Source organism: Streptomyces longwoodensis, from assembly GCF_001514125.1.
Taxonomy (GTDB): domain Bacteria; phylum Actinomycetota; class Actinomycetes; order Streptomycetales; family Streptomycetaceae; genus Streptomyces; species Streptomyces longwoodensis.
Genome location: NZ_KQ948554.1, coordinates 188,487 through 206,380 on the forward strand (window position 1 = coordinate 188,487; position 17,894 = coordinate 206,380).

19 protein-coding genes are annotated in these 17,894 nt (G+C 73.4%); 15 read left to right on the forward strand and 4 right to left on the reverse strand.

All coding sequences use genetic code 11. The features are described from left to right. Positions 1-41: 41 nt before the first annotated feature. The 14 genes from AQJ30_RS18670 (at position 42) to AQJ30_RS18735 (ending at position 13,736) form a co-directional block, all read left to right on the forward strand. Positions 42-413: an FKBP-type peptidyl-prolyl cis-trans isomerase gene (locus AQJ30_RS18670; RefSeq protein WP_067235203.1), complete on the forward strand. Its 372-nt coding sequence runs from the start codon at positions 42-44 to the stop codon at positions 411-413. Positions 414-560: 147 nt separating this feature from the next. Further along, on the forward strand, positions 561-1,529 hold the full coding sequence (locus tag AQJ30_RS18675) for a helix-turn-helix transcriptional regulator (RefSeq protein WP_067235205.1): 969 nt from the start codon (positions 561-563) through the stop codon (positions 1,527-1,529). A gap of 19 nt (positions 1,530-1,548) precedes the next feature. Beyond that, positions 1,549-2,691 carry a helix-turn-helix transcriptional regulator gene (locus AQJ30_RS18680; RefSeq protein ID WP_245726987.1) on the forward strand — a complete coding sequence of 381 codons (1,143 nt, stop codon included), beginning with the start codon at positions 1,549-1,551 and terminating at the stop codon, positions 2,689-2,691. Then, a complete protein-coding gene (locus tag AQJ30_RS18685) occupies positions 2,688-2,978 on the forward strand; it encodes a hypothetical protein (RefSeq protein ID WP_067235207.1) in 291 nt (96 codons plus the stop codon). The genes AQJ30_RS18680 and AQJ30_RS18685 overlap by 4 nt, the downstream gene beginning before the upstream one ends. Positions 2,979-3,085: 107 nt before the next feature. Next, the gene (locus AQJ30_RS18690) at positions 3,086-3,280 is read left to right on the forward strand and encodes a hypothetical protein (protein ID WP_067235210.1); all 195 of its coding nucleotides are present in this window, start codon (positions 3,086-3,088) and stop codon (positions 3,278-3,280) included. Positions 3,281-3,541: 261 nt separating this feature from the next. After that, a complete protein-coding gene (tatA, locus tag AQJ30_RS18695) occupies positions 3,542-3,835 on the forward strand; it encodes a Sec-independent protein translocase subunit TatA (RefSeq protein ID WP_067235212.1) in 294 nt (97 codons plus the stop codon). A 47-nt stretch (positions 3,836-3,882) separates the two neighbouring features. Then, on the forward strand, positions 3,883-4,839 hold the full coding sequence (tatC, locus tag AQJ30_RS18700) for a twin-arginine translocase subunit TatC (protein WP_067235221.1): 957 nt from the start codon (positions 3,883-3,885) through the stop codon (positions 4,837-4,839). A gap of 32 nt (positions 4,840-4,871) precedes the next feature. Continuing rightward, complete coding sequence (locus AQJ30_RS18705) at positions 4,872-5,762, forward strand: diacylglycerol kinase (protein WP_067235222.1); 891 nt, start codon at positions 4,872-4,874, stop codon at positions 5,760-5,762. Between the two features lie 216 nt (positions 5,763-5,978). After that, the gene (locus AQJ30_RS18710) at positions 5,979-8,831 is read left to right on the forward strand and encodes a DEAD/DEAH box helicase (protein ID WP_067235224.1); all 2,853 of its coding nucleotides are present in this window, start codon (positions 5,979-5,981) and stop codon (positions 8,829-8,831) included. A 263-nt stretch (positions 8,832-9,094) separates the two neighbouring features. Beyond that, on the forward strand, positions 9,095-10,738 hold the full coding sequence (locus tag AQJ30_RS18715; protein WP_245726988.1) for an ATP-binding protein: 1,644 nt from the start codon (positions 9,095-9,097) through the stop codon (positions 10,736-10,738). Continuing rightward, a complete protein-coding gene (locus AQJ30_RS18720; protein WP_067235228.1) occupies positions 10,735-11,142 on the forward strand; it encodes a roadblock/LC7 domain-containing protein in 408 nt (135 codons plus the stop codon). Before AQJ30_RS18715 ends, AQJ30_RS18720 begins: the two co-directional genes overlap by 4 nt. After that, on the forward strand, positions 11,139-11,582 hold the full coding sequence (locus tag AQJ30_RS18725) for a DUF742 domain-containing protein (RefSeq protein ID WP_067235231.1): 444 nt from the start codon (positions 11,139-11,141) through the stop codon (positions 11,580-11,582). Before AQJ30_RS18720 ends, AQJ30_RS18725 begins: the two co-directional genes overlap by 4 nt. Continuing rightward, entirely contained in the window at positions 11,563-12,183 is a 621-nt protein-coding gene (locus AQJ30_RS18730; protein ID WP_067235232.1) for a GTP-binding protein, read from the forward strand. The genes AQJ30_RS18725 and AQJ30_RS18730 overlap by 20 nt, the downstream gene beginning before the upstream one ends. Before the next feature lie 50 nt (positions 12,184-12,233). After that, positions 12,234-13,736 (forward strand): cytochrome P450, encoded by a 1,503-nt coding sequence (locus tag AQJ30_RS18735; RefSeq protein ID WP_067235234.1) that lies wholly within the window; start codon positions 12,234-12,236, stop codon positions 13,734-13,736. Positions 13,737-13,772: 36 nt separating this feature from the next. On the opposite strand, the gene AQJ30_RS18740 is transcribed toward AQJ30_RS18735, so the two are convergent. Next, complete coding sequence (locus AQJ30_RS18740) at positions 13,773-14,747, reverse strand: pseudouridine synthase (RefSeq protein ID WP_067235237.1); 975 nt, start codon at positions 14,745-14,747, stop codon at positions 13,773-13,775. A gap of 140 nt (positions 14,748-14,887) precedes the next feature. Here AQJ30_RS18740 and AQJ30_RS18745 point away from each other — a divergent pair, with 140 nt between their 5' ends. Beyond that, positions 14,888-15,478 (forward strand): GNAT family N-acetyltransferase, encoded by a 591-nt coding sequence (locus AQJ30_RS18745; RefSeq protein ID WP_067235239.1) that lies wholly within the window; start codon positions 14,888-14,890, stop codon positions 15,476-15,478. 18 nt (positions 15,479-15,496) lie between these two features. Here AQJ30_RS18745 and AQJ30_RS37970 read toward each other — a convergent pair whose 3' ends face one another. The 3 genes from AQJ30_RS37970 to AQJ30_RS18760 form a co-directional block, all read right to left on the reverse strand. Continuing rightward, positions 15,497-15,787 (reverse strand): hypothetical protein, encoded by a 291-nt coding sequence (locus tag AQJ30_RS37970; RefSeq protein WP_067235242.1) that lies wholly within the window; start codon positions 15,785-15,787, stop codon positions 15,497-15,499. Between the two features lie 80 nt (positions 15,788-15,867). Continuing rightward, positions 15,868-16,716, reverse strand: coding sequence for a siderophore-interacting protein (locus AQJ30_RS18755; protein WP_067235243.1), 849 nt, complete (start codon positions 16,714-16,716; stop codon positions 15,868-15,870). An 86-nt stretch (positions 16,717-16,802) separates the two neighbouring features. Next, entirely contained in the window at positions 16,803-17,723 is a 921-nt protein-coding gene (locus AQJ30_RS18760) for a 5'-3' exonuclease (protein ID WP_245726990.1), read from the reverse strand. Positions 17,724-17,894 lie beyond the last annotated feature (171 nt).

Genomic DNA, 17,894 nt, shown 5'->3' on the forward strand with positions numbered 1-17,894 from the left:
TGTGACCGTTGCCTTTCCGACACCGAGCAGGAGCACGTGACGTGAGCATCGAGAAGCCCGAGATCGACTTCCCCGGCGGCGAGCCCCCGGCGGACCTCGAGATCAAGGACATCTGGGAGGGCGACGGCGAGGTGGCACAGGCGGGCCAGACCGTCACCGTCCACTACGTGGGTGTCGCCTTCAGTACCGGCGAGGAGTTCGACGCCAGCTGGAACCGGGGCACTCCGTTCCGCTTCCCGCTGGGCGGCGGCCGGGTCATCCAGGGCTGGGACCTCGGCGTGCAGGGCATGAAGGTCGGCGGCCGCCGCCAGCTGACCATCCCGGCGCACCTCGCCTACGGCGACCAGAGCCCCACCCCGGCCATCCAGCCCGGCGAGACGCTGATCTTCGTGGTGGACCTCCTCGCAGTCTGACCGCCACCGCGGGTCCGACCGTTCCGTGACCGGACCCGATCACCTGGGGCCCATGCCCGTCCGGGCGTGGGCCCTCGGCTTTGCCCCGGCACCGCGGGGCGGTACGGTCGTCCGTCGTAGGGACCATGAGGAAGGCGAAGGGCGTCGATGGCCATTGCCAAGGCAGAGCGGCTGATGAACCTGGCGCTGTGTCTGCTCGGGACGCGCAGGCCGCTGAGCAAGCGGGAGCTGCGCGAGTCCATCGAGGCCTACGTGGAGGCGTTCGGCTCGGGCACGGGCGGCGACGACTCCTTCAACCGGATGTTCGAGCGCGACAAGGACGACCTGCGCGAGCTCGGCCTGGTCATCGAGACCGTGGAGAGCCTGGACGGCGAGGTCGGCTACCTGGCCCGCCGGGACAGCAACCGGCTGCCGCCCATCACCCTCGACGCCGAGGAGGCCGCCGCACTGGGCCTGGCCGCCAAGGTGTGGCAGCAGGCCCGCCTCGCCGGAGCCGCCAGCGGCGCCCTGCAGAAGCTGCGCGCGGCCGGACTGCCCGAGGACGTCGACCCCTACGAGGCGCACGGCGCCCTGGAACCGCGCATCCCCGTGCACGAGGCGGCCTTCGAGCCGCTGATGCTGGCCTGCCGCGACCGCCGCCCCGTCGTCTTCGACTACCGCAAGGCCAACGCCGCCCACCCCGAGCCCCGGCACGTCGAGCCGTGGGCGCTGGAGTGCTGGCGCGGCCACTGGTACCTGGCGGGCTTCGACCGCGACCGGGGCGCCGAGCGCGTGTTCCGCCTGTCGCGCATCACCGGCAAGGTCCGCTCCCGGGGGGGCCGGTTCACCGCGCCCGTGCCCGACGTGGTCACCGTCCGCGAGACCGTGGCCGGCTGGGCGGGGGAGACCGCGGACCGCAGCGCGCGGATCCGGCTGCGCCCCGGCGCCGGGTACCCCCTTCGGGCGAGGGCCACCGCCGTGCGGGAACTCGGCGACGGGTGGGACGAGTTGGAGATTCCGTACGGGCACGGGCTGGACGCCTGGCTCGTGGAGTTCGGGCCGGACGTGGTCGTCCTGGAGCCCGCCGAGCTGCGGGCCGACGTCGTCGACCGGCTGCGGGCCGTGGCCAAGGGCTGAGGGGGAGCGGAGCGAGACAGTGGCAGGCAAACCGGTCAGGCCGGCGAACGCGATCGACCAGACCCGGCGGATGCTCTCCCTGGTGACGTACCTCAGGGAGCGGCCCGGCGCGCGCATCGAGGACGTGGCGCGCGCCTTCGGCATCACCGAGGACGAGCTGGTTTCCGACCTCGACGTGCTGCCCATGTGCGGCACCAGTTTCCGCGGCGGCGACCTCCTCGACATCGACACCGACGGCGAGCGCATCTGGTGGCACAACCCGGCCGCCCTGGGCGCCGACGCCGCCGAGCCCCTGCGGCTCGCCGCCGACGAGGCGACCGCGCTGCTGGTGGCCGCCCGCGCGGTGGCCACCCTGCCGGGGCTGCGCGAGAGCGACCGGCAGGCGCTGGTGCGGGCCACCGCCAAGGTGGAGACCGCGGCCGGCGAGGCGGCGGGCGCCAGCTCCCGGCTGTCGGTGACCTTCGAGTCCGAGGGCGGCGTCTTCGCCGACGTGGACCGGGCCATCTCCGAGCGCCGCCGGCTGTGGATCCGCTACTACTCCCCGGCCCGCGACGAGGTCACCGAGCGCGAGATCGACCCCATCCGCCTGGTGAGCGTCGGGCACACGTACGTGGAGGCCTGGTGCCGCCGCTCCGAGGCGCGCCGCACGTTCCGCCTGGACCGGGTCGCCGAGATCAGGATCCTCGACGAGCCGTCCGCGCCGCCCGAGGTGGAGCTGCGGGACCTCTCGGAAGGGCTGGTGCAGCCCGCCGCCGAGGACCCCGAGGTGGTCATCGAAGTCGGTCCCGGCGGCCGCTGGGTCGCCGAGTACTACCCGCACGACAGCGCCGATGAACTTCCCGACGGCGGGCTGCGTATCACCCTGCGCACGCCCGACCCGGCCTCGCTCAGACGCCTGGCCCTGCGCCTCGGCCCCGACGGCCGGATCGTCGCGCCGCAGGACCTCGCCGACCGCGCCCGCCGCGCCGCCCGCGAGGCCCTCGCGGCGTACGACGGCATCGACGCCGGCGCCCCCATCGCGGACATCGGTGACACCGCCGGGGTCGCCGGCACCGGTGGCACCGGCGTCGCGGCCGGCGCGGACGCCGGGCCCGGGGTGTCGGGCGTGGCGCCGGGGTGGCAGCTGAGCAGGCAGTTCGACGGACAGGAGCAGGGGCTGTGAGCGAATCGGCGACGTCCGGTGTGCGGGGCATCTCGGTGGCGTCCGCGTTCGCGGACATGCGCAGCGTGGCCCCGGTCGTGTTCCGGGCGGGCTGCCCGGACTGCCGGGGCCGTTTCGAGCTCGCCGCGAGCGCCCTGCGCCTGGCCATCGGTGCGTCCAGCCGCACCACGTTCTACTCCTTCACCTGCCCCGAGTGCGGCGCGGCGGTCCGCAAGCCGGCCGGCGAACGGATCGTCGAACTCCTCACCGGCGGCGGCGTGCGCACCCTGCGGCTGCACTCGATGTAGCGACCCGCGAGGGTGCCGGCCGACGGACGGCGCGACGGACGGCCCGGTCCGGGCGTCCGGCCCGCCCGCGGTCGGCAGCGCGGCGGGGACGGTCTAGGCTCGACGGCATGTTCTGGGCGATGTTCGCGGTGGCGATGGGGTTCTTGGGGCTCACGGTGCTGGCCGTCCTGGCCGTCCGGGTGTTCGTGGAGGCCGAGCGGCTCGGCCGGCAGGTGACCGACTCCGCCACGCGGATCAGCCGGGCCGCGGACGACCTGGAGCGCGCCTCGACGAGCGCGGCCCGGGCCGTGGACTCGCTGTGAGGGACACCGGGCACCCCCGGTGACTCCTGCGCCGTTCGCGCCAGTCGGGCCCATCGCCCTCCCGTCACGGCAGGGGCGGGCGGTACGCTGCTGGTCGCGGCCCGGTAAACGAGGCACGGACCGCTGACCGGGAGTACGCCCAGGGATTGCCCCGCGTTTACCCCTGAGCGTTACGATCGCTGTCGACGCGATCCTTCGGACACCTGTCCGGCCGATCGGACAGCACCCCACCCAGCAGCCTCGGTGAGAAGGTAAAGACTTATGTTCGGAAGGCTCGGCGCCCCCGAGATCATTCTCATCCTCGTCGTCATCATCCTGCTGTTCGGCGCGAAGAAGCTTCCGGACATGGCCCGCTCGCTCGGCAAGTCCGCGCGCATCCTCAAGAGCGAGGCCAAGGCGATGAAGGAAGACGGCAACGGCAACGGCACGGCCACGCCGGCCGGCCCGCCGAACAACGGCGAGCAGCCCCCCGCGCAGCGCACCATCCAGGCCTCTCCCGGTGACGTGACCAGCTCCCGTCCCGTGACCGAGCCGACGGACACCACCAAGCGCTGACGCAGGGCCGGTGACCTCCGGCCCGCCGTACGAGATGGGAACGTGGGTTGCTCAAGCCTGCCCGCAAGAAGGAGAAGGACCCCGAGGGGCGGATGCCCCTCGCGGAACACCTTCGTGAGCTGCGCAACCGGCTCGCGAAGGCGATGCTGGCCATCGTCCTGGTAGCGGTGGTCGCCGCCTTCTTCTACAACGACATCATCAACTTCCTCACCCAGCCGATCCTCGACTCCGTCGGCTGCAGGGAGAGCTTCGCGGAACTGGCGCAGTCCAGCGATCCCGACCGGTGCGCCCGCATCACCATCAACGGCCTGCTCGCGCCCTTCACCCTGGCGCTGCAGGTCTCGCTGATGGCCGGTGTCGTGTTCGCCTCGCCGGTCTGGCTGTACCAGCTGTGGGCCTTCGTCGCGCCCGGTCTGCACAAGCACGAGAGGAAGTACGCCTACGCCTTCGTGGGCACCGGCGTCCCGCTGTTCCTCGGTGGTGCCTACTTCGCCTACCGGGTCCTGCCGACCACCGCCAAGGTACTGATCGACTTCACGCCGAACGGTGTCGACAACCTCCTGCCGCTCGACGACCTGCTCCAGCTCGTCACGCGCATGGTCGTGGTCTTCGGCCTCTCCTTCGAGCTGCCGCTGCTGCTGGTGATGCTCAACCTCACCGGCGCCATCACCGGCCGCCGGATGGCCGGCTGGTGGCGGGCGATGATCATCGGCATCACGGTGTTCGCCGCGGTCGCCACCCCCAGCACCGACCCCATCTCGATGCTGGCCCTCGCCGGACCCATCTGGGTGCTGTACTTCGGCGCCGTCGCCTTCTCCCTGCTCAACGACCGCCGCAGGCGCCGCCGCGAGGCCCTCGCCCCCGCCGACGACGAGGCGTCCGAGCTGGACCTGACCCCCGAGGACATCGGGACGGTCGAGCCGGTGACCAGCCCGCGTGCGCTGCCCGAGCAGGCGAGCACCGAACGCGCCGAACGCGTCAACGGTTATGACGACGTGACCTGACGATCACCGGGAAGCTCTTAGGGTCACTTCTCGTGACCAGCGAGATCACCCTCTTCGTCAACCCCACCGCGGGCCGCGGCCGGGGCGCCCGCGCGGCGCAGCCGGCCGCTGCCGCGTTCCGGGCCGCCGGACACGCCGTGCGCACCGTCGTCGGCGAGGACGCCGCCGACGCCCTGGCCCGCGCGCGTGCCGCCGTCGCCGGGGGCACCGGCGCCCTCGTGGCCGTCGGCGGGGACGGGCTGGTCCACCTGGCGCTCCAGGCCGTCGCCGGCACCCGCACCCCGCTCGGCGTGGTCGCCGTCGGCACCGGCAACGACTTCGCCCGCGCCCTCGGCCTGCCCCTGCGCGACCCGGCCGCCGCGGGCGCGCTGCTCGCCGACGCCCTCGGGGACGGCCGGGTCCGCGACCTCGACCTCGGCCGGGCCGGCGACCGCTGGTTCGGCACCGTCCTCGCCTCCGGCTTCGACTCCCGGGTCAACGACCGCGGCAACCGGATGCGGTGGCCCGCCGGCCGCTCCAAGTACGACCTGGCGGTGCTCGCCGAACTGGCCGCCCTCCGCCCCTTCCCCTACCGGCTGCGGCTGGACGACGGCGAGGTCCGCGAGGTCGAGGCCACCCTCGTCGCCGTGGGCAACGGACCGTCCTACGGCGGCGGCATGCGGATCTGCCCCGGCGCCGACCCCGCCGACGGGCTCCTCGACGTCACCGTCGTCGCCGACTGCTCCCGTACGACGCTGCTGCGGGTGTTCCCGCGGGTCTACCGGGGCACCCACGTCGACCACCCGAAGGTCACCGTGCACCGGGCGGCACGCGTCGAGCTGGCGGCGCCGGACGTCACGGCCTACACGGACGGCGAGCCCCTCGGCCCCCTCCCCCTGACCGTGCGCTGCATACCGGGCGCGGTACGGGTGCTCGGCCCCTGAGCTGTGCAACCGGATGCGCCGTCCGCTCCGCCCTGCCCCCGCGTCCGCCGCACGCCCCCGTGCCCGCCCCGCCGTCTCCGCCACAGCCCTGAGCTGCGCGGACCCGGGTTCCGGGCCCTGCCCCCGCGTCCGCCGCACGCCCCCGTGCCCGCCCCGCCGTCTCCGCCACAGCCCTGAGCTGCGCGGACCCGGGTTCCGGGGCGGCTGATACGGATAATGATCGTCCTGTTGTCAGTGGGGCCCGGTACGCTCGAAAGCACGATGACTCAGGACCTCTCACCGGCCGAGCGGTACGCGGCGGCGCGCAGGCGCGCTGCCGAGCAGGCCACCGCGCTCGCGTCCTTCCGCGAGATGTACGACTTCGGCCTCGACCCCTTCCAGATCGAGGCCTGTCAGGCGCTCGAGGCGGGCAAGGGCGTCCTGGTGGCCGCGCCCACCGGCTCCGGCAAGACGATCGTCGGCGAGTTCGCCGTCCACCTCGCCCTCCAGCAGGGCCGCAAGTGCTTCTACACCACGCCCATCAAGGCGCTGTCCAACCAGAAGTACGCCGATCTGTGCCGGCGGTACGGCGCGGACAAGGTGGGCCTGCTCACCGGCGACAACAGCGTCAACTCCGACGCCCCGGTGGTCGTGATGACCACCGAGGTCCTGCGCAACATGCTCTACGCCGGCTCCCAGACCCTGGTCGGCCTGGGGCACGTGGTGATGGACGAGGTGCACTACCTCTCCGACCGCTTCCGCGGCGCCGTCTGGGAGGAAGTGATCATCCACCTCCCCGAGTCGGTCACCCTGGTGTCCCTGTCGGCGACCGTGTCCAACGCCGAGGAGTTCGGCGACTGGCTCGACACGGTCCGCGGCGACACCGAGGTCATCGTCTCCGAGCACCGTCCCGTGCCGCTGTTCCAGCACGTGCTGGCCGGACGCCGGATGTACGACCTGTTCGAGGAGGCCGAGGGTCACAAGAAGGCCGTCAACCCGGACCTGACCCGGCTGGCCCGCATGGAGGCGAGCCGCCCGTCGTACCAGGACCGGCGCCGCGGCCGCTCGATGCGCGAGGCCGACCGCGAGCGCGAGCGCCGGCAGCGCTCCCGGGTGTGGACGCCCGGCCGTCCCGAGGTCATCGAGCGTCTGGACGCCGAGGGCCTGCTGCCCGCCATCACCTTCATCTTCAGCCGCGCCGCCTGCGAGGCCGCCGTCCAGCAGTGCCTCTACGCCGGGCTGCGGCTCAACGACGACGACGCGCGGGAAAGGGTGCGCGCCCTGGTCGAGGAGCGCACCGCCTCCATCCCGCGCGAGGACCTGCACGTCCTCGGGTACTACGAGTGGCTGGAGGGCCTGGAGCGGGGCATCGCCGCCCACCACGCGGGCATGCTGCCGACGTTCAAGGAGGTCGTCGAGGAGCTGTTCGTGCGCGGCCTGGTCAAGGCCGTCTTCGCGACCGAGACCCTCGCCCTGGGCATCAACATGCCCGCCCGCTCGGTGGTGCTGGAGAAGCTCGTCAAGTGGAACGGCGAGCAGCACGCCGACATCACCCCCGGTGAGTACACCCAGCTCACCGGCCGTGCGGGCCGGCGCGGCATCGATGTCGAGGGCCACGCGGTGGTGCTGTGGCAGCGCGGCATGAACCCCGACCACCTGGCCGGTCTCGCGGGCACCCGTACCTATCCGCTGCGCTCCAGCTTCAAGCCGTCGTACAACATGGCGGTCAACCTGGTCGAGCAGTTCGGCCGGCACCGCTCGCGCGAGCTGCTGGAGACGTCCTTCGCGCAGTTCCAGGCGGACCGCTCGGTCGTCGGGATCTCCCGGCAGGTGCAGCGCAACGAGGAGGGGCTGGCCGGCTACCAGGAGTCGATGACCTGCCACCTCGGCGACTTCGAGGAGTACGCGCGGCTGCGCCGCGAGCTGAAGGACCGCGAGACGGAGCTGGCCCGGCAGGGCGCGTCCCAGCGCCGCGCCGAGGCCGCCGTCGCCCTGGAGCGGCTCAAGCCCGGCGACATCATCCACGTGCCCACCGGCAAGTACGCCGGCCTGGCCCTGGTGCTGGACCCCGGTCTGCCCGCTGGGCGGGCCAACGGCCACCGGGGCTTCGACCACCAGGACGGGCCCCGGCCGCTGGTGCTGACCGCGGAACGGCAGGTCAAGCGGCTGGCGTCGATGGACTTCCCGGTGCCCGTGGAGCCGCTGGACCGGATGCGGATCCCCAAGTCGTTCAACGCGCGCTCCCCGCAGTCGCGCCGGGACCTCGCCTCGGCGCTGCGCACCAAGGCCGGGCATATCGCGCCGGAGCGGCACCGCAAGCAGCGCTCGCAGGCCGCCGACGACCGTGAGATCGCCCGGCTGCGCACGGCGCTGCGGGCCCACCCGTGCCACGGGTGCAACGACCGCGAGGACCACGCCCGCTGGGCCGAGCGCTACCACCGGCTGCTGCGCGACACCTCGCAGCTGGAGCGCCGCATCGAGGGCCGCACCAACACCATCGCGCGGACCTTCGACCGGATCGTGGCCCTGCTGACCGAGCTGGACTACCTGCGGGGCAACGAGGTCACCGAGCACGGCAGGCGGCTCGCCCGGCTGTACGGCGAGCTGGACCTGCTGGCCAGCGAATGCCTGCGGGCCGGTGTCTGGGAGGGCCTCGGCCCGGCCGAACTGGCCGCGTGCGTCTCGGCGCTGGTCTACGAGTCCCGGGTCGGCGACGACGCGATGGCGCCGAAGCTGCCGTCGGGCCAGGCGAAGGCCGCGCTCGGCGAGATGGTGCGGATCTGGGGCCGGCTGGACGCCCTGGAGGAGGAGTTCCGGATCAGCCAGACCGAGGGCGTGGGCCAGCGCGAGCCCGACCTCGGCTTCGCCTGGGCCGCCTACATGTGGGCCTCCGGCAAGGGCCTGGACGAGGTGCTGCGCGAGGCGGAGATGCCCGCGGGCGACTTCGTGCGCTGGTGCAAGCAGGTGATCGACGTGCTGGGGCAGATCTCGGCCGCCGCACCCGGTGAGGGCACCACGGTCACCAAGGCCGCCCGCAAGGCCGTCGACCAGCTGCTGCGGGGCGTCGTCGCCTACTCGTCCGTGGGCTGAGCCCCGGGAACGCCCCCGCCTCGCCGAGGCGGGGGCGTTCGCATGCCCGTACGCCGTCACCCTGGGTGTGCGAGTGGGGGCTGAGCGTGCAAATGGGGAAGAGGTTACTCCAGCACCGGCGCCCGTTTCAGGCGGTTGCCGAACATGACACAGCGATGATCCGGTCGGACTAAGCTCGCCCCGCAGCGCACGAGTTGATGGCTATTCGTGCGCTTGTTCCCAATCATCCCGAAGATGCGGACAATTCCCTACAGAGGGTTTCCATGGTGAGTGTTCAGTCCCCACCCGGCCGCCGCGAACTGCCCTACGCACGCGTGCTGTTGCCCCCCGCGATACTGATGGCCGCGGTGAGTGCGGCCGCCGTCGTCGCGGTGCCGGAGGCGGCACGGCTCGCCGTCGCCGTCTGCGGGGCCGTCGCCACCGTCCTGGTGGTCGCGACGGCGGCCGAGGCGGTGCGCCGCGGCCGTGAGCTGCGCGACCTGCGCGCGGAGCGCACCCGGCACCTGGCCCGCCTGGAACAGCGCGTCGCCGGGCACGTGGAGCAGAACCTCCGGCTCGCCAGGGACTACATCCCCGCCTCCGTGCTGCACCTCCGCAAGGGAAGTACACCCCTGGAGGTGAAGGCCCACTACGAACGGACGGACCCGTACTTCCGGGAGCTCGACGCGTCCCAGAAGGCCGTGTTCGACCGGATCCTGGAGATCGTCGACCACGAGCAGGACCTGCGCGACTCCTCCCAGCGCTCCTTCGTCAGCGTCGCCCGCCGCATCCAGGCCATCGTCCACCAGCAGAACAAGGAACTGCGGGAGATGGAGGAGGACCACGGCCGCAACCCCGAGGTCTTCGACGACCTCCTGCGCATCGACCACGGCACCGCGCTGATCGGCCGCCTCGCCGACTCCATCGGCGTCCTCGGCGGCGGCCGGCCCAGCCGCCAGTGGCCCCAGCCCGTCCCGCTGTACAGCGTGCTGCGCGGCGCCATGAGCCGCATCCTCGACTACCGCCGCGTCCAGCTCGACTCCATCGCCAAGGTCAACATCCGCGGCATCTCGGTCGAGCCGGTCATCCACGCCTGCGCCGAGCTCATGGACAACGCCACCCGCTACTCGCCGCCGACCAGCAAGGTCCACATCAACGCCGTCGAGGTGCAGACCGGCGTCGCCATCGAGATCGAGGACGCAGGCGTCAGCCTCAGCGAGGAGACCCGTACCAAGGCCGAGGGCATGCTCGAGGCCGCCATGGCCGGCGTCGACCTCCAGGACATCAACGACACCCCGCGGCTCGGGCTCGCCGTCGTCGGTCGGCTGTGCACCGCGTTCGACATGCAGGTCGCGCTGCGCCCCTCGGCCTACGGCGGGGTCCGCGCCGTGCTGATCGTCCCCAGCGAGATGCTCACCGGCGGGCCCACCTCCCTCTACGCCCACGGCATCGGCGCCGCCGCGCTGCCCACGCAGGACCTCGGCGACGTGGAGGCACCGCAGCGCAAGCCGAAGAAGCGCCGGCCCACCAACCCGATGGTCCCGGCCGACGTGTCCCTGGAGGACGACGTCCCCGTCGTCACCGAGTGGACCCCGCAGGGCCTGCCCCAGCGCCGCAGCAAGGCCACCGTGCCCCTCGTCCAGCGCATCACCGAGGCCTACGCCGCCCAGGCCGCCGCCGAACGCGCCGCCGAGCGCGGCGAGGAGGACATCTGGGCCCGCGCCGAGGAACGGCAGGCGGCGGGAGAGCGGCAGGCCCAGGAGGAGCGGCCCGCGCCCGGCCTGTGGGTCGAGTCGTTCTGGGAGGGGCTGAAGAAGGACAACCCGGGCGTGCACCCGACCGACTTCACCCGCAACCCCACCAAGTACCTGCACCTGATCGACGACAAGGCCCGACCCGAGGCCGACGACGAGGGGGACCCCACGTGATCCAGCAGCGCGCCAACTTCGACTGGATGCTCAAGGAGCTCTACGACGGCGTCCCGGGCATCGAGATGATCGTGGTGCTCTCGGCGGACGGCCTGCGCATCGCCCGCTACGCCGGTGACCCCGACGCCGCCGACCGCGTGGCCGCCGCCTGCGCCGGACTGCAGAGCCTGGCGAGCGCCGTCGCGCAGGAGATCCCCACCAGCGACGGCGAGATGAACCTCGTGGTGATCGAGATGAACGGCGGCTACTTCTACCTGATGGCGGCCGGCGCCAACGCCTACCTCGCCGTCCTCGCCGACGTGCGCTGCGAACCCGGCCACATGAGCGCGAACATGCGCGACCTCGTCGTGCGGATCGGCTCGCACCTGACCAGCCCGCCCCGGCACTCCGGGCAGACCGTATGACGCCTCCGCACCGCCGACGGCGCCACCCCGGCCCCCCGCCACCGGTCCCGCCGTCCCCGCCGCCGTCCCGCGCACCGGCCGGCGACGACCCGGCCGGGCGGGCGGAGCGGGAGGGCGAGGGCCGGCAGCCCGAGCGGCTGTTCGTCATCTCGGGCGACGGCGAGCGCGTGCCCCTGGACCTGGTCACCCTGATCGTGGCGCGCGCCGAGCCCCCCGCCTCCGCCACTCCGGAGCAGACCGCGGTGCTGCGGATGTGCGGCGCCCCGCTGTCCGTGGCCGAGGTCTCGGCGTACCTGCGGCTGCCGTTCAGCGTGGTGACGGTGCTGGTCACCGACCTGCTGGCGGCGCAACTGGTCCAGGCGCGCGCCCCGATCGTGCGGCAGCAGATCCCCGACCGTTCCCTCCTCGAAGCGGTGATGCATGGACTCCAACGCCTCTGACACGATCCCCGGCCCACGGACCGAGGACCGGCTGCCGCACACCACCGAGGCCGCGGCGAAGATCGTCATCGTGGGCGGGTTCGGCGTCGGCAAGACCACCATGGTCGGCTCGGTGAGCGAGATCAGACCGCTCACCACCGAGGAGACCATGACCCAGGCCGGCGTCGGGGTCGACGACGACTTCGGCTCCGCGTCCAAGACCGCCACCACCGTGGCCATGGACTTCGGCCGCATCCGCATCACGGACCAGGTCGTGCTGTACCTGTTCGGCACCCCCGGCCAGGAGCGCTTCTGGTTCCTGTGGAACGGCCTGTTCGAGGGCGCCCTCGGCGCGGTCGTCCTGGTCGACACCCGCCGCCTGGAGGTCAGCTTCGAGGTGATGGGCCGGCTCGAGGAGCGCGGGGTGCCGTTCGTGGTCGGCGTCAACACCTTTCCCGACGGCCCGCGTTACCCCCTTGAGGACCTGCGCGCGGCCCTGGACCTGCCCCCGGAGATCCCGATCGTGGAGTGCGACGTGCGCCGCCGCGCCTCCAGCCGGGACGTGCTGATGACGCTGATGCGGTTCCTGCACTCGCTGACGCTCACCGGCAGCCTCACCTGACTGCGACACCCCCCGGACCCCCGACCCACCCCGTTCGAAAGCGACCCACCGTGACGCCTGAACCCCAGTCGACGACAGGTACGCACGACCTCACCGCCGGCCCACCGCCCGGCTGTCCCGCCCACGGCCGCGGACCCGGCGGGCTCCAGCGCCTCTACGGCCCCGGCGCCGAGGACCTCGACCGGCTCTACGAGCAGCTGCGCGAGGAACACGGCCCGGTCGCTCCCGTCCTGCTCCACGACGATGTCCCCATGTGGGTGGTCCTCGGCCACGCCGAGAACCTGCACCTGGTGCGCAGCCCCTCCCAGTTCACCCGCGACAGCCGCGTCTGGACGCCGCTCGCCGAGGGCATGGTCAGACCCGACCACCCCCTCATGCCGCACATCGCCTGGCAGCCCATCTGCTCCCACGCCGAGGGCGAGGAGCACAAGCGGCTGCGCGGCGCCGTGAAGGCGGCCATGTCGACGATCGACCACCGCAGCCTGCGCCGGTACATCTACCGGGCCACCCAGCGGCTGGTGAACGACTTCTGCGAGGACGGCCACGCCGATCTCGTCGGCCAGTTCTCCGAACACCTGCCCATGGCCGTGATGTGCCAGGTCCTCGGCATGCCCGAGGAGTACGACGACCGCTTGGTGCACGCCGCCCGCGACGCGCTCAAGGGCACCGAGACCGCCCTCGCCAGCCACGCCCACGTCATGGACGCGCTCAGCCGGCTCACCGCCCGCCGCCGCGCCCGGCCCGCCGACGACTTCACCAGCCACCTCGTCACCGACCCCGCCGGGCTGACCGACGACGAGGTCCGCGAGCACCTGCGGCTGGTGCTGTTCGCCGCCTACGAGGCCACGGTCAACCTGCTCTCCAACGTGCTGCGCCGGGTCATCGTCGACCCCCGCTTCTACGCTCGGCTCAACGGCGGTCAGATGACCGTGCCGGAGGCGGTGGAGCAGTCCCTGTGGGACGAGCCGCCGTTCAGCACGATCCTCGGCTACTTCGCCAAGCAGGAAACCGAGTTGGGCGGCCAGCGCATCCGCAGGGGCGACGGCCTGCTGTTCGCGCCCGCGCCGGGCAACGTCGACCCGCGCATCCGGCCCGACCGGTCCGCGAGCATGCGGGGCAACCGCTCCCACCTCGCCTTCGGCGGCGGGCCGCACGAGTGTCCCGGCCAGGACATCGGCCGCGCCATCGCCGACGTCGGCGTCGACGCGCTGCTGACCCGGCTCCCCGACGTCCAACTCGCCGTCGCGGAGAGCGACCTGCGCTGGACGACCTCCATCGCCTCCCGGCACCTGGTGGCCCTGCCCGTGCACTTCGCGCCCAAGCCGCAGCAGGAGGTCGTGTTCGGCCCGACCCTCGGGGCGCTGCCCGGCCAGCGCTCCGCGGGGCCCACGACACCCGTGCTGCCGTCCGGGCCGCCGCTCGCCGAGCCGGTCGCCGACCCGGCGGGCGCCGGGGTGCCGCAGGAGGCCGGGTCCGCCCCCTTCACCGCACCGGAACCGGCCGCGCGCCCGAACGCCTGGCAGCGGTTCCTGACCTGGTGGCGCGGCCACTGAGCCGGTGACCGGCCGGGGGCGAGGCGCGGGCCGGGGTCAGCCGGGACCGGTCGGCCCGGTCCCGTCACCGGCCCACCGCGCGTACGCCGTCCAGGCGCCCGGCGTCCGCGCGCTGCGCAGCCGGTGGGTGCGACCCGTGACGGGGTCGGTGAACTCCAGCTCCCTGGCGAGGAGTTGCAGCGGGCGCCGGAAGTCGCCGGGCGGCACCGGGTCGGCCACCACCGGGTACAGCGGATCGCCGAGCAAGGGGACGCCCAACGCGGTCATGTGGACGCGGAGTTGATGGGTCTGCCCGGTCTCGGGGGTCAGCCGGTAGCGGGCCAGCCCGTCCGCGCGGTGCTCGGCCAGCTCGACGCGGGTCACCGCGTTGGGCTCGCCCGGGACCTCCCTCGCGGTCAGCGAGCCGCGTTCCTTGACGATCCGGCTGCGCACGGTGACCGGCAGGGCGAGCGCGGGGTCGTACGGCGCGACCGCCTCGTACACCTTGCGCACCCGGCGGTCGCGGAACAGCGTCTGGTACGCCCCGCGTTCCTCGGGCCGCACCGTGAACAGCACCAGCCCCGCGGTGAGCCGGTCCAGCCGGTGCGCCGCCGTCAGGGTGGGGATGCCCAGCTCGCGGCGCAGCCGGGCCAGGGCGGTCTCGGCCACGTGGCTGCCGCGCGGGGTGGTGGCCAGGAAGTGCGGCTTGTCGGCGACCACGATGTGCTCGTCGCGGTACACCACGGGCACCGGGAACGGCACCGGCACCTCGGCGGGCAGCTCGCGGTGGAACCACACGTACGCTCCCGGCCGGTACGGCGCGTCCGGCGCCACGGGGGTCCCGTCGGCCCCGACGACCAGCCCGGCGTCCAGCAGCGCCTCCACCACGCCGACACCGGCCCCGCTGAGCCGCTGCACCAGGTGCTCCCGGACGGTCGCCCAGTCGCCGGTGCCGGGCAGCCGCACCCGCACCGGGTCCACCCCGTCACGCTGCGGCAGCGGGGAGGGCGGGGGAGGGGTACGGCGTCTCACCGTCCCAGCCTACGGGGGTGGCCGGGGAGGCTCGCGCGGCGCCGGGCGGGACCGTGCGGACAGCTCCGGGAACCGGTCGGCCCGGTGGGGCGGCCGAAAACCGCTTGGGGGCCCCGGGCGGGGTGGGCAGGATATGGATCATGCCCTTCACCGCCGCTCCCCTCCTGCCCGCGGGCACGCTCTCCCGCTCCGCGCAGCCCGTCCTCGCCACCGGCGACGGCCTCCTCCTGCGTCCCTGGCGGGCCGAGGACGCCCCGGCCGTCCACGCGGTCTTCCAGGACCCGCTGATGCACCAGTGGCACATCCGGTCGGCCGACTCGGTGGAGGAGGTCGCCGGCTGGATCGAGGAGTGGCGGCAGAGCTGGGCCGCCGAGCGCACCGCCCAGTGGGCCGTCGCCGACGAGGACACCGACCGGGTGGTGGGGCGGGTGGCCCTGCGCACCATCGAGCTGGGTGAGGGGTCGGCCGAGGTGGCGTACTGGACCGCGCCGGACGCGCGCGGCCGGGGTGTCGCGGCACGCGCCCTGACCGCGCTCACCCGCTGGGCGTTCGAGGAGATCGGCTTCCACCGGCTGGAGCTGATGCACGCCACCGCCAACGAGCCCTCCTGCCGCGTCGCCACGAAGACCGGCTACACCCTGGAGGGCACCAAGCGCAGCGCCGCCCTCCACCAGGACGGCTGGCACGACATGCACCTCCACGCCCGCGTGCACGAGGACACGGCGGCCTGAGACCCCTCGGCGCGCGGCTCAGGCCCAGTGGACGGCGGTCAGGGGGTACCCGCCCCGGTCGAAGACCTCCTGGGACACGGAGATGCCGAAGGCGGTCCCGAGGCCCTCCAGGAACCGGGTCCGCCAGTCGGGGATCCAGCCGTCACCCCGGAGGACCGGCCGCCCGTCGACGTCCCGCACGTCCGGGAGGCACCCCGCCTCGCGCAGCGCCGGGTCGAGGAACGCCATCTGCGGCACGCCGCCGAAGTAGTGGCCGCCGTCGCGCAGTTCCTCCGCGTCGAAGGACCGGCGGAGCTCGCCCTTCCACACCGGCCGGCCGTCCGGCCCGGACTGTAACAGCCGGGTCCGGCAACGGCGTCGGGCCCGGCGAGGGCACGGGCGCCGTCCCGTCAGGGAGCCGTCGTGCCGGTCGGCTCCTGCTCCGCCTCCACGCGGGCGTTCCACTCCCGCTTCGACGCCTGCCAGCCGTCCTCGTTGTGGCCGAGGCGCCAGTAGCCGGAGATCGACAGGTCCTCGCGCGGGATCTGCCGTTCGACGCGCAGCAGCCGGCGCAGTTCCTTCACGCAGCCGGCCTCGCCGTGGACGAAGGCGTGCACCCGTCCCTCGGGGAAGTCCAGCGCCCGCACCGCCTCGACCAGCCGCTCGCCGATCGGGCGGTCGCCCCGGTGCAGCCAGACGACGTCCACGTCGGAGTCGATCTTCTGCTCCTCCTCCGGCCCGGACACCTCGATGAAGGCGCGGACCGAGGCGCCGCGGGGCAGCGACTCCAGCGCGGCCGCGATGGCCGGCAGCGCGCTCTCGTCACCGGCCAGCAGGTGCCAGTCGGCCTCCGGGTCCGGGGCGTAGGCGCCGCCGGGGCCCATGAAGCGGACGGTCTCGCCCGGCTGGACGCGCGCCGCCCAGGGACCGGCCAGGCCCTCGTCGCCGTGGACGACGAAGTCCAGGGTCAGTTCACGGTGTTCGGGGTCCCACGCGCGCACGGTGTACGTCCGGGTGACCGGCCACTGCTCCCGGGGGAACTCGGCCCGGATCCGCTCCAGGTCGAAGGGCTCGGGGTAGGTCACGCCCTCCGCGCCGAACAGCAGCTTGACGTAGTGGTCGGTGCAGCTGCCCGCGGTGAACTCCGCGAGGCCGTCGCCGCCGAGCACCACACGCTGCATGTGCGGGGTCAGCCGCTCGGTGCGGACGACCTGCGCGGAGTGGGGCGTGCGTGGCTTCCGTGCCGGACGCTCTGCCATGGCGGCCTCCCAGAGGGCGTGGTTAGGTTCACCTAAGTTAACACTCGGCCGGGTCCCCCGACGTTCAAGTGATCGGAAAGACCGGCCTACGCGCCCAGGGTGCCGAGCAGGCGGTGCAGTGATCCGCCGAGGCCCCAGCGTGCGCCCAGTTCCGCCACCGCCTCCGGGTCGCGCGGGGTGCGCGGCAGGGCCGTCTCCACCGGCGGCAGCGGTACGTCGCCGGCGACCCGGACGACCTTCGGCGCGACCTCCAGGTAGGGCCGCGCCTGGTCGAGCCGGGTGCGCTGGGCCGGGGTGAGCTTCGAGCGGGGGTCGACGACGGCCGCCATGATCCCGGCGAGGTCGCCGAACTCCGCCAGCAGCTTGGCCGCCGTCTTCTCGCCGACGCCCGGCACGCCCGGCAGGCCGTCGCTGGGGTCGCCGCGCAGCAGCGCCAGGTCCGCGTAGCCCGGCCCGTCCACGCCGTACTTCTCGCGCAGCACCGCCTCGTCGGTGATCTGCAGGGTGCCCACGCCCTTCAGCGGGTACAGCACCCGCACCCCGCGCGCGTCGTCCACCAGCTGGTACAGGTCCCGGTCGCCGGTGACGATGTCGACCGGACCGGTGGCCCGCGCGGTGAACGTGCCGATCACGTCGTCCGCCTCGTAGCCCGCGACGCCCACGCGCGCGATGCCGACCGCGTCCAGCACCGCCTCGATGACCGGGACCTGCGGCGACAGCGTGTCCGGCACCTCCTCCTCGTCCGGCCCGGACGCGTGCTCCTCGGCGACGCGGTGCGCCTTGTAGGACGGGATGAGGTCGACGCGCCACTGCGGCCGCCAGTCCGCGTCCATGCACGCGACCAGCAGGTCGGGCCGGTGGTCGCGCACCAGCCGGTCGATGAATTCCAGCAGCCCGCGCACCGCGTTGACCGGCGTGCCGTCCGGTGCCTTCACGGACTCGGGCACGCCGAAGTACGCGCGGAAGTAGAGCGAGGCGGTGTCGAGGAGCATCAGTCGTCCGGTCACGCTCGCATCATGCCGCACGGCACCGACAGCCACCCGTCACCGACGGCCCCCCTCACCCACAGGCGCGCGCACCCCCGGTCGTGACCCCGCTCACTTGCGTGTTTGCCCCTCGACCGCTCGGGCAGGCGCGGCGTCGGATCGGTGCCGGTTACACGTTCACCCGTGGGCAGC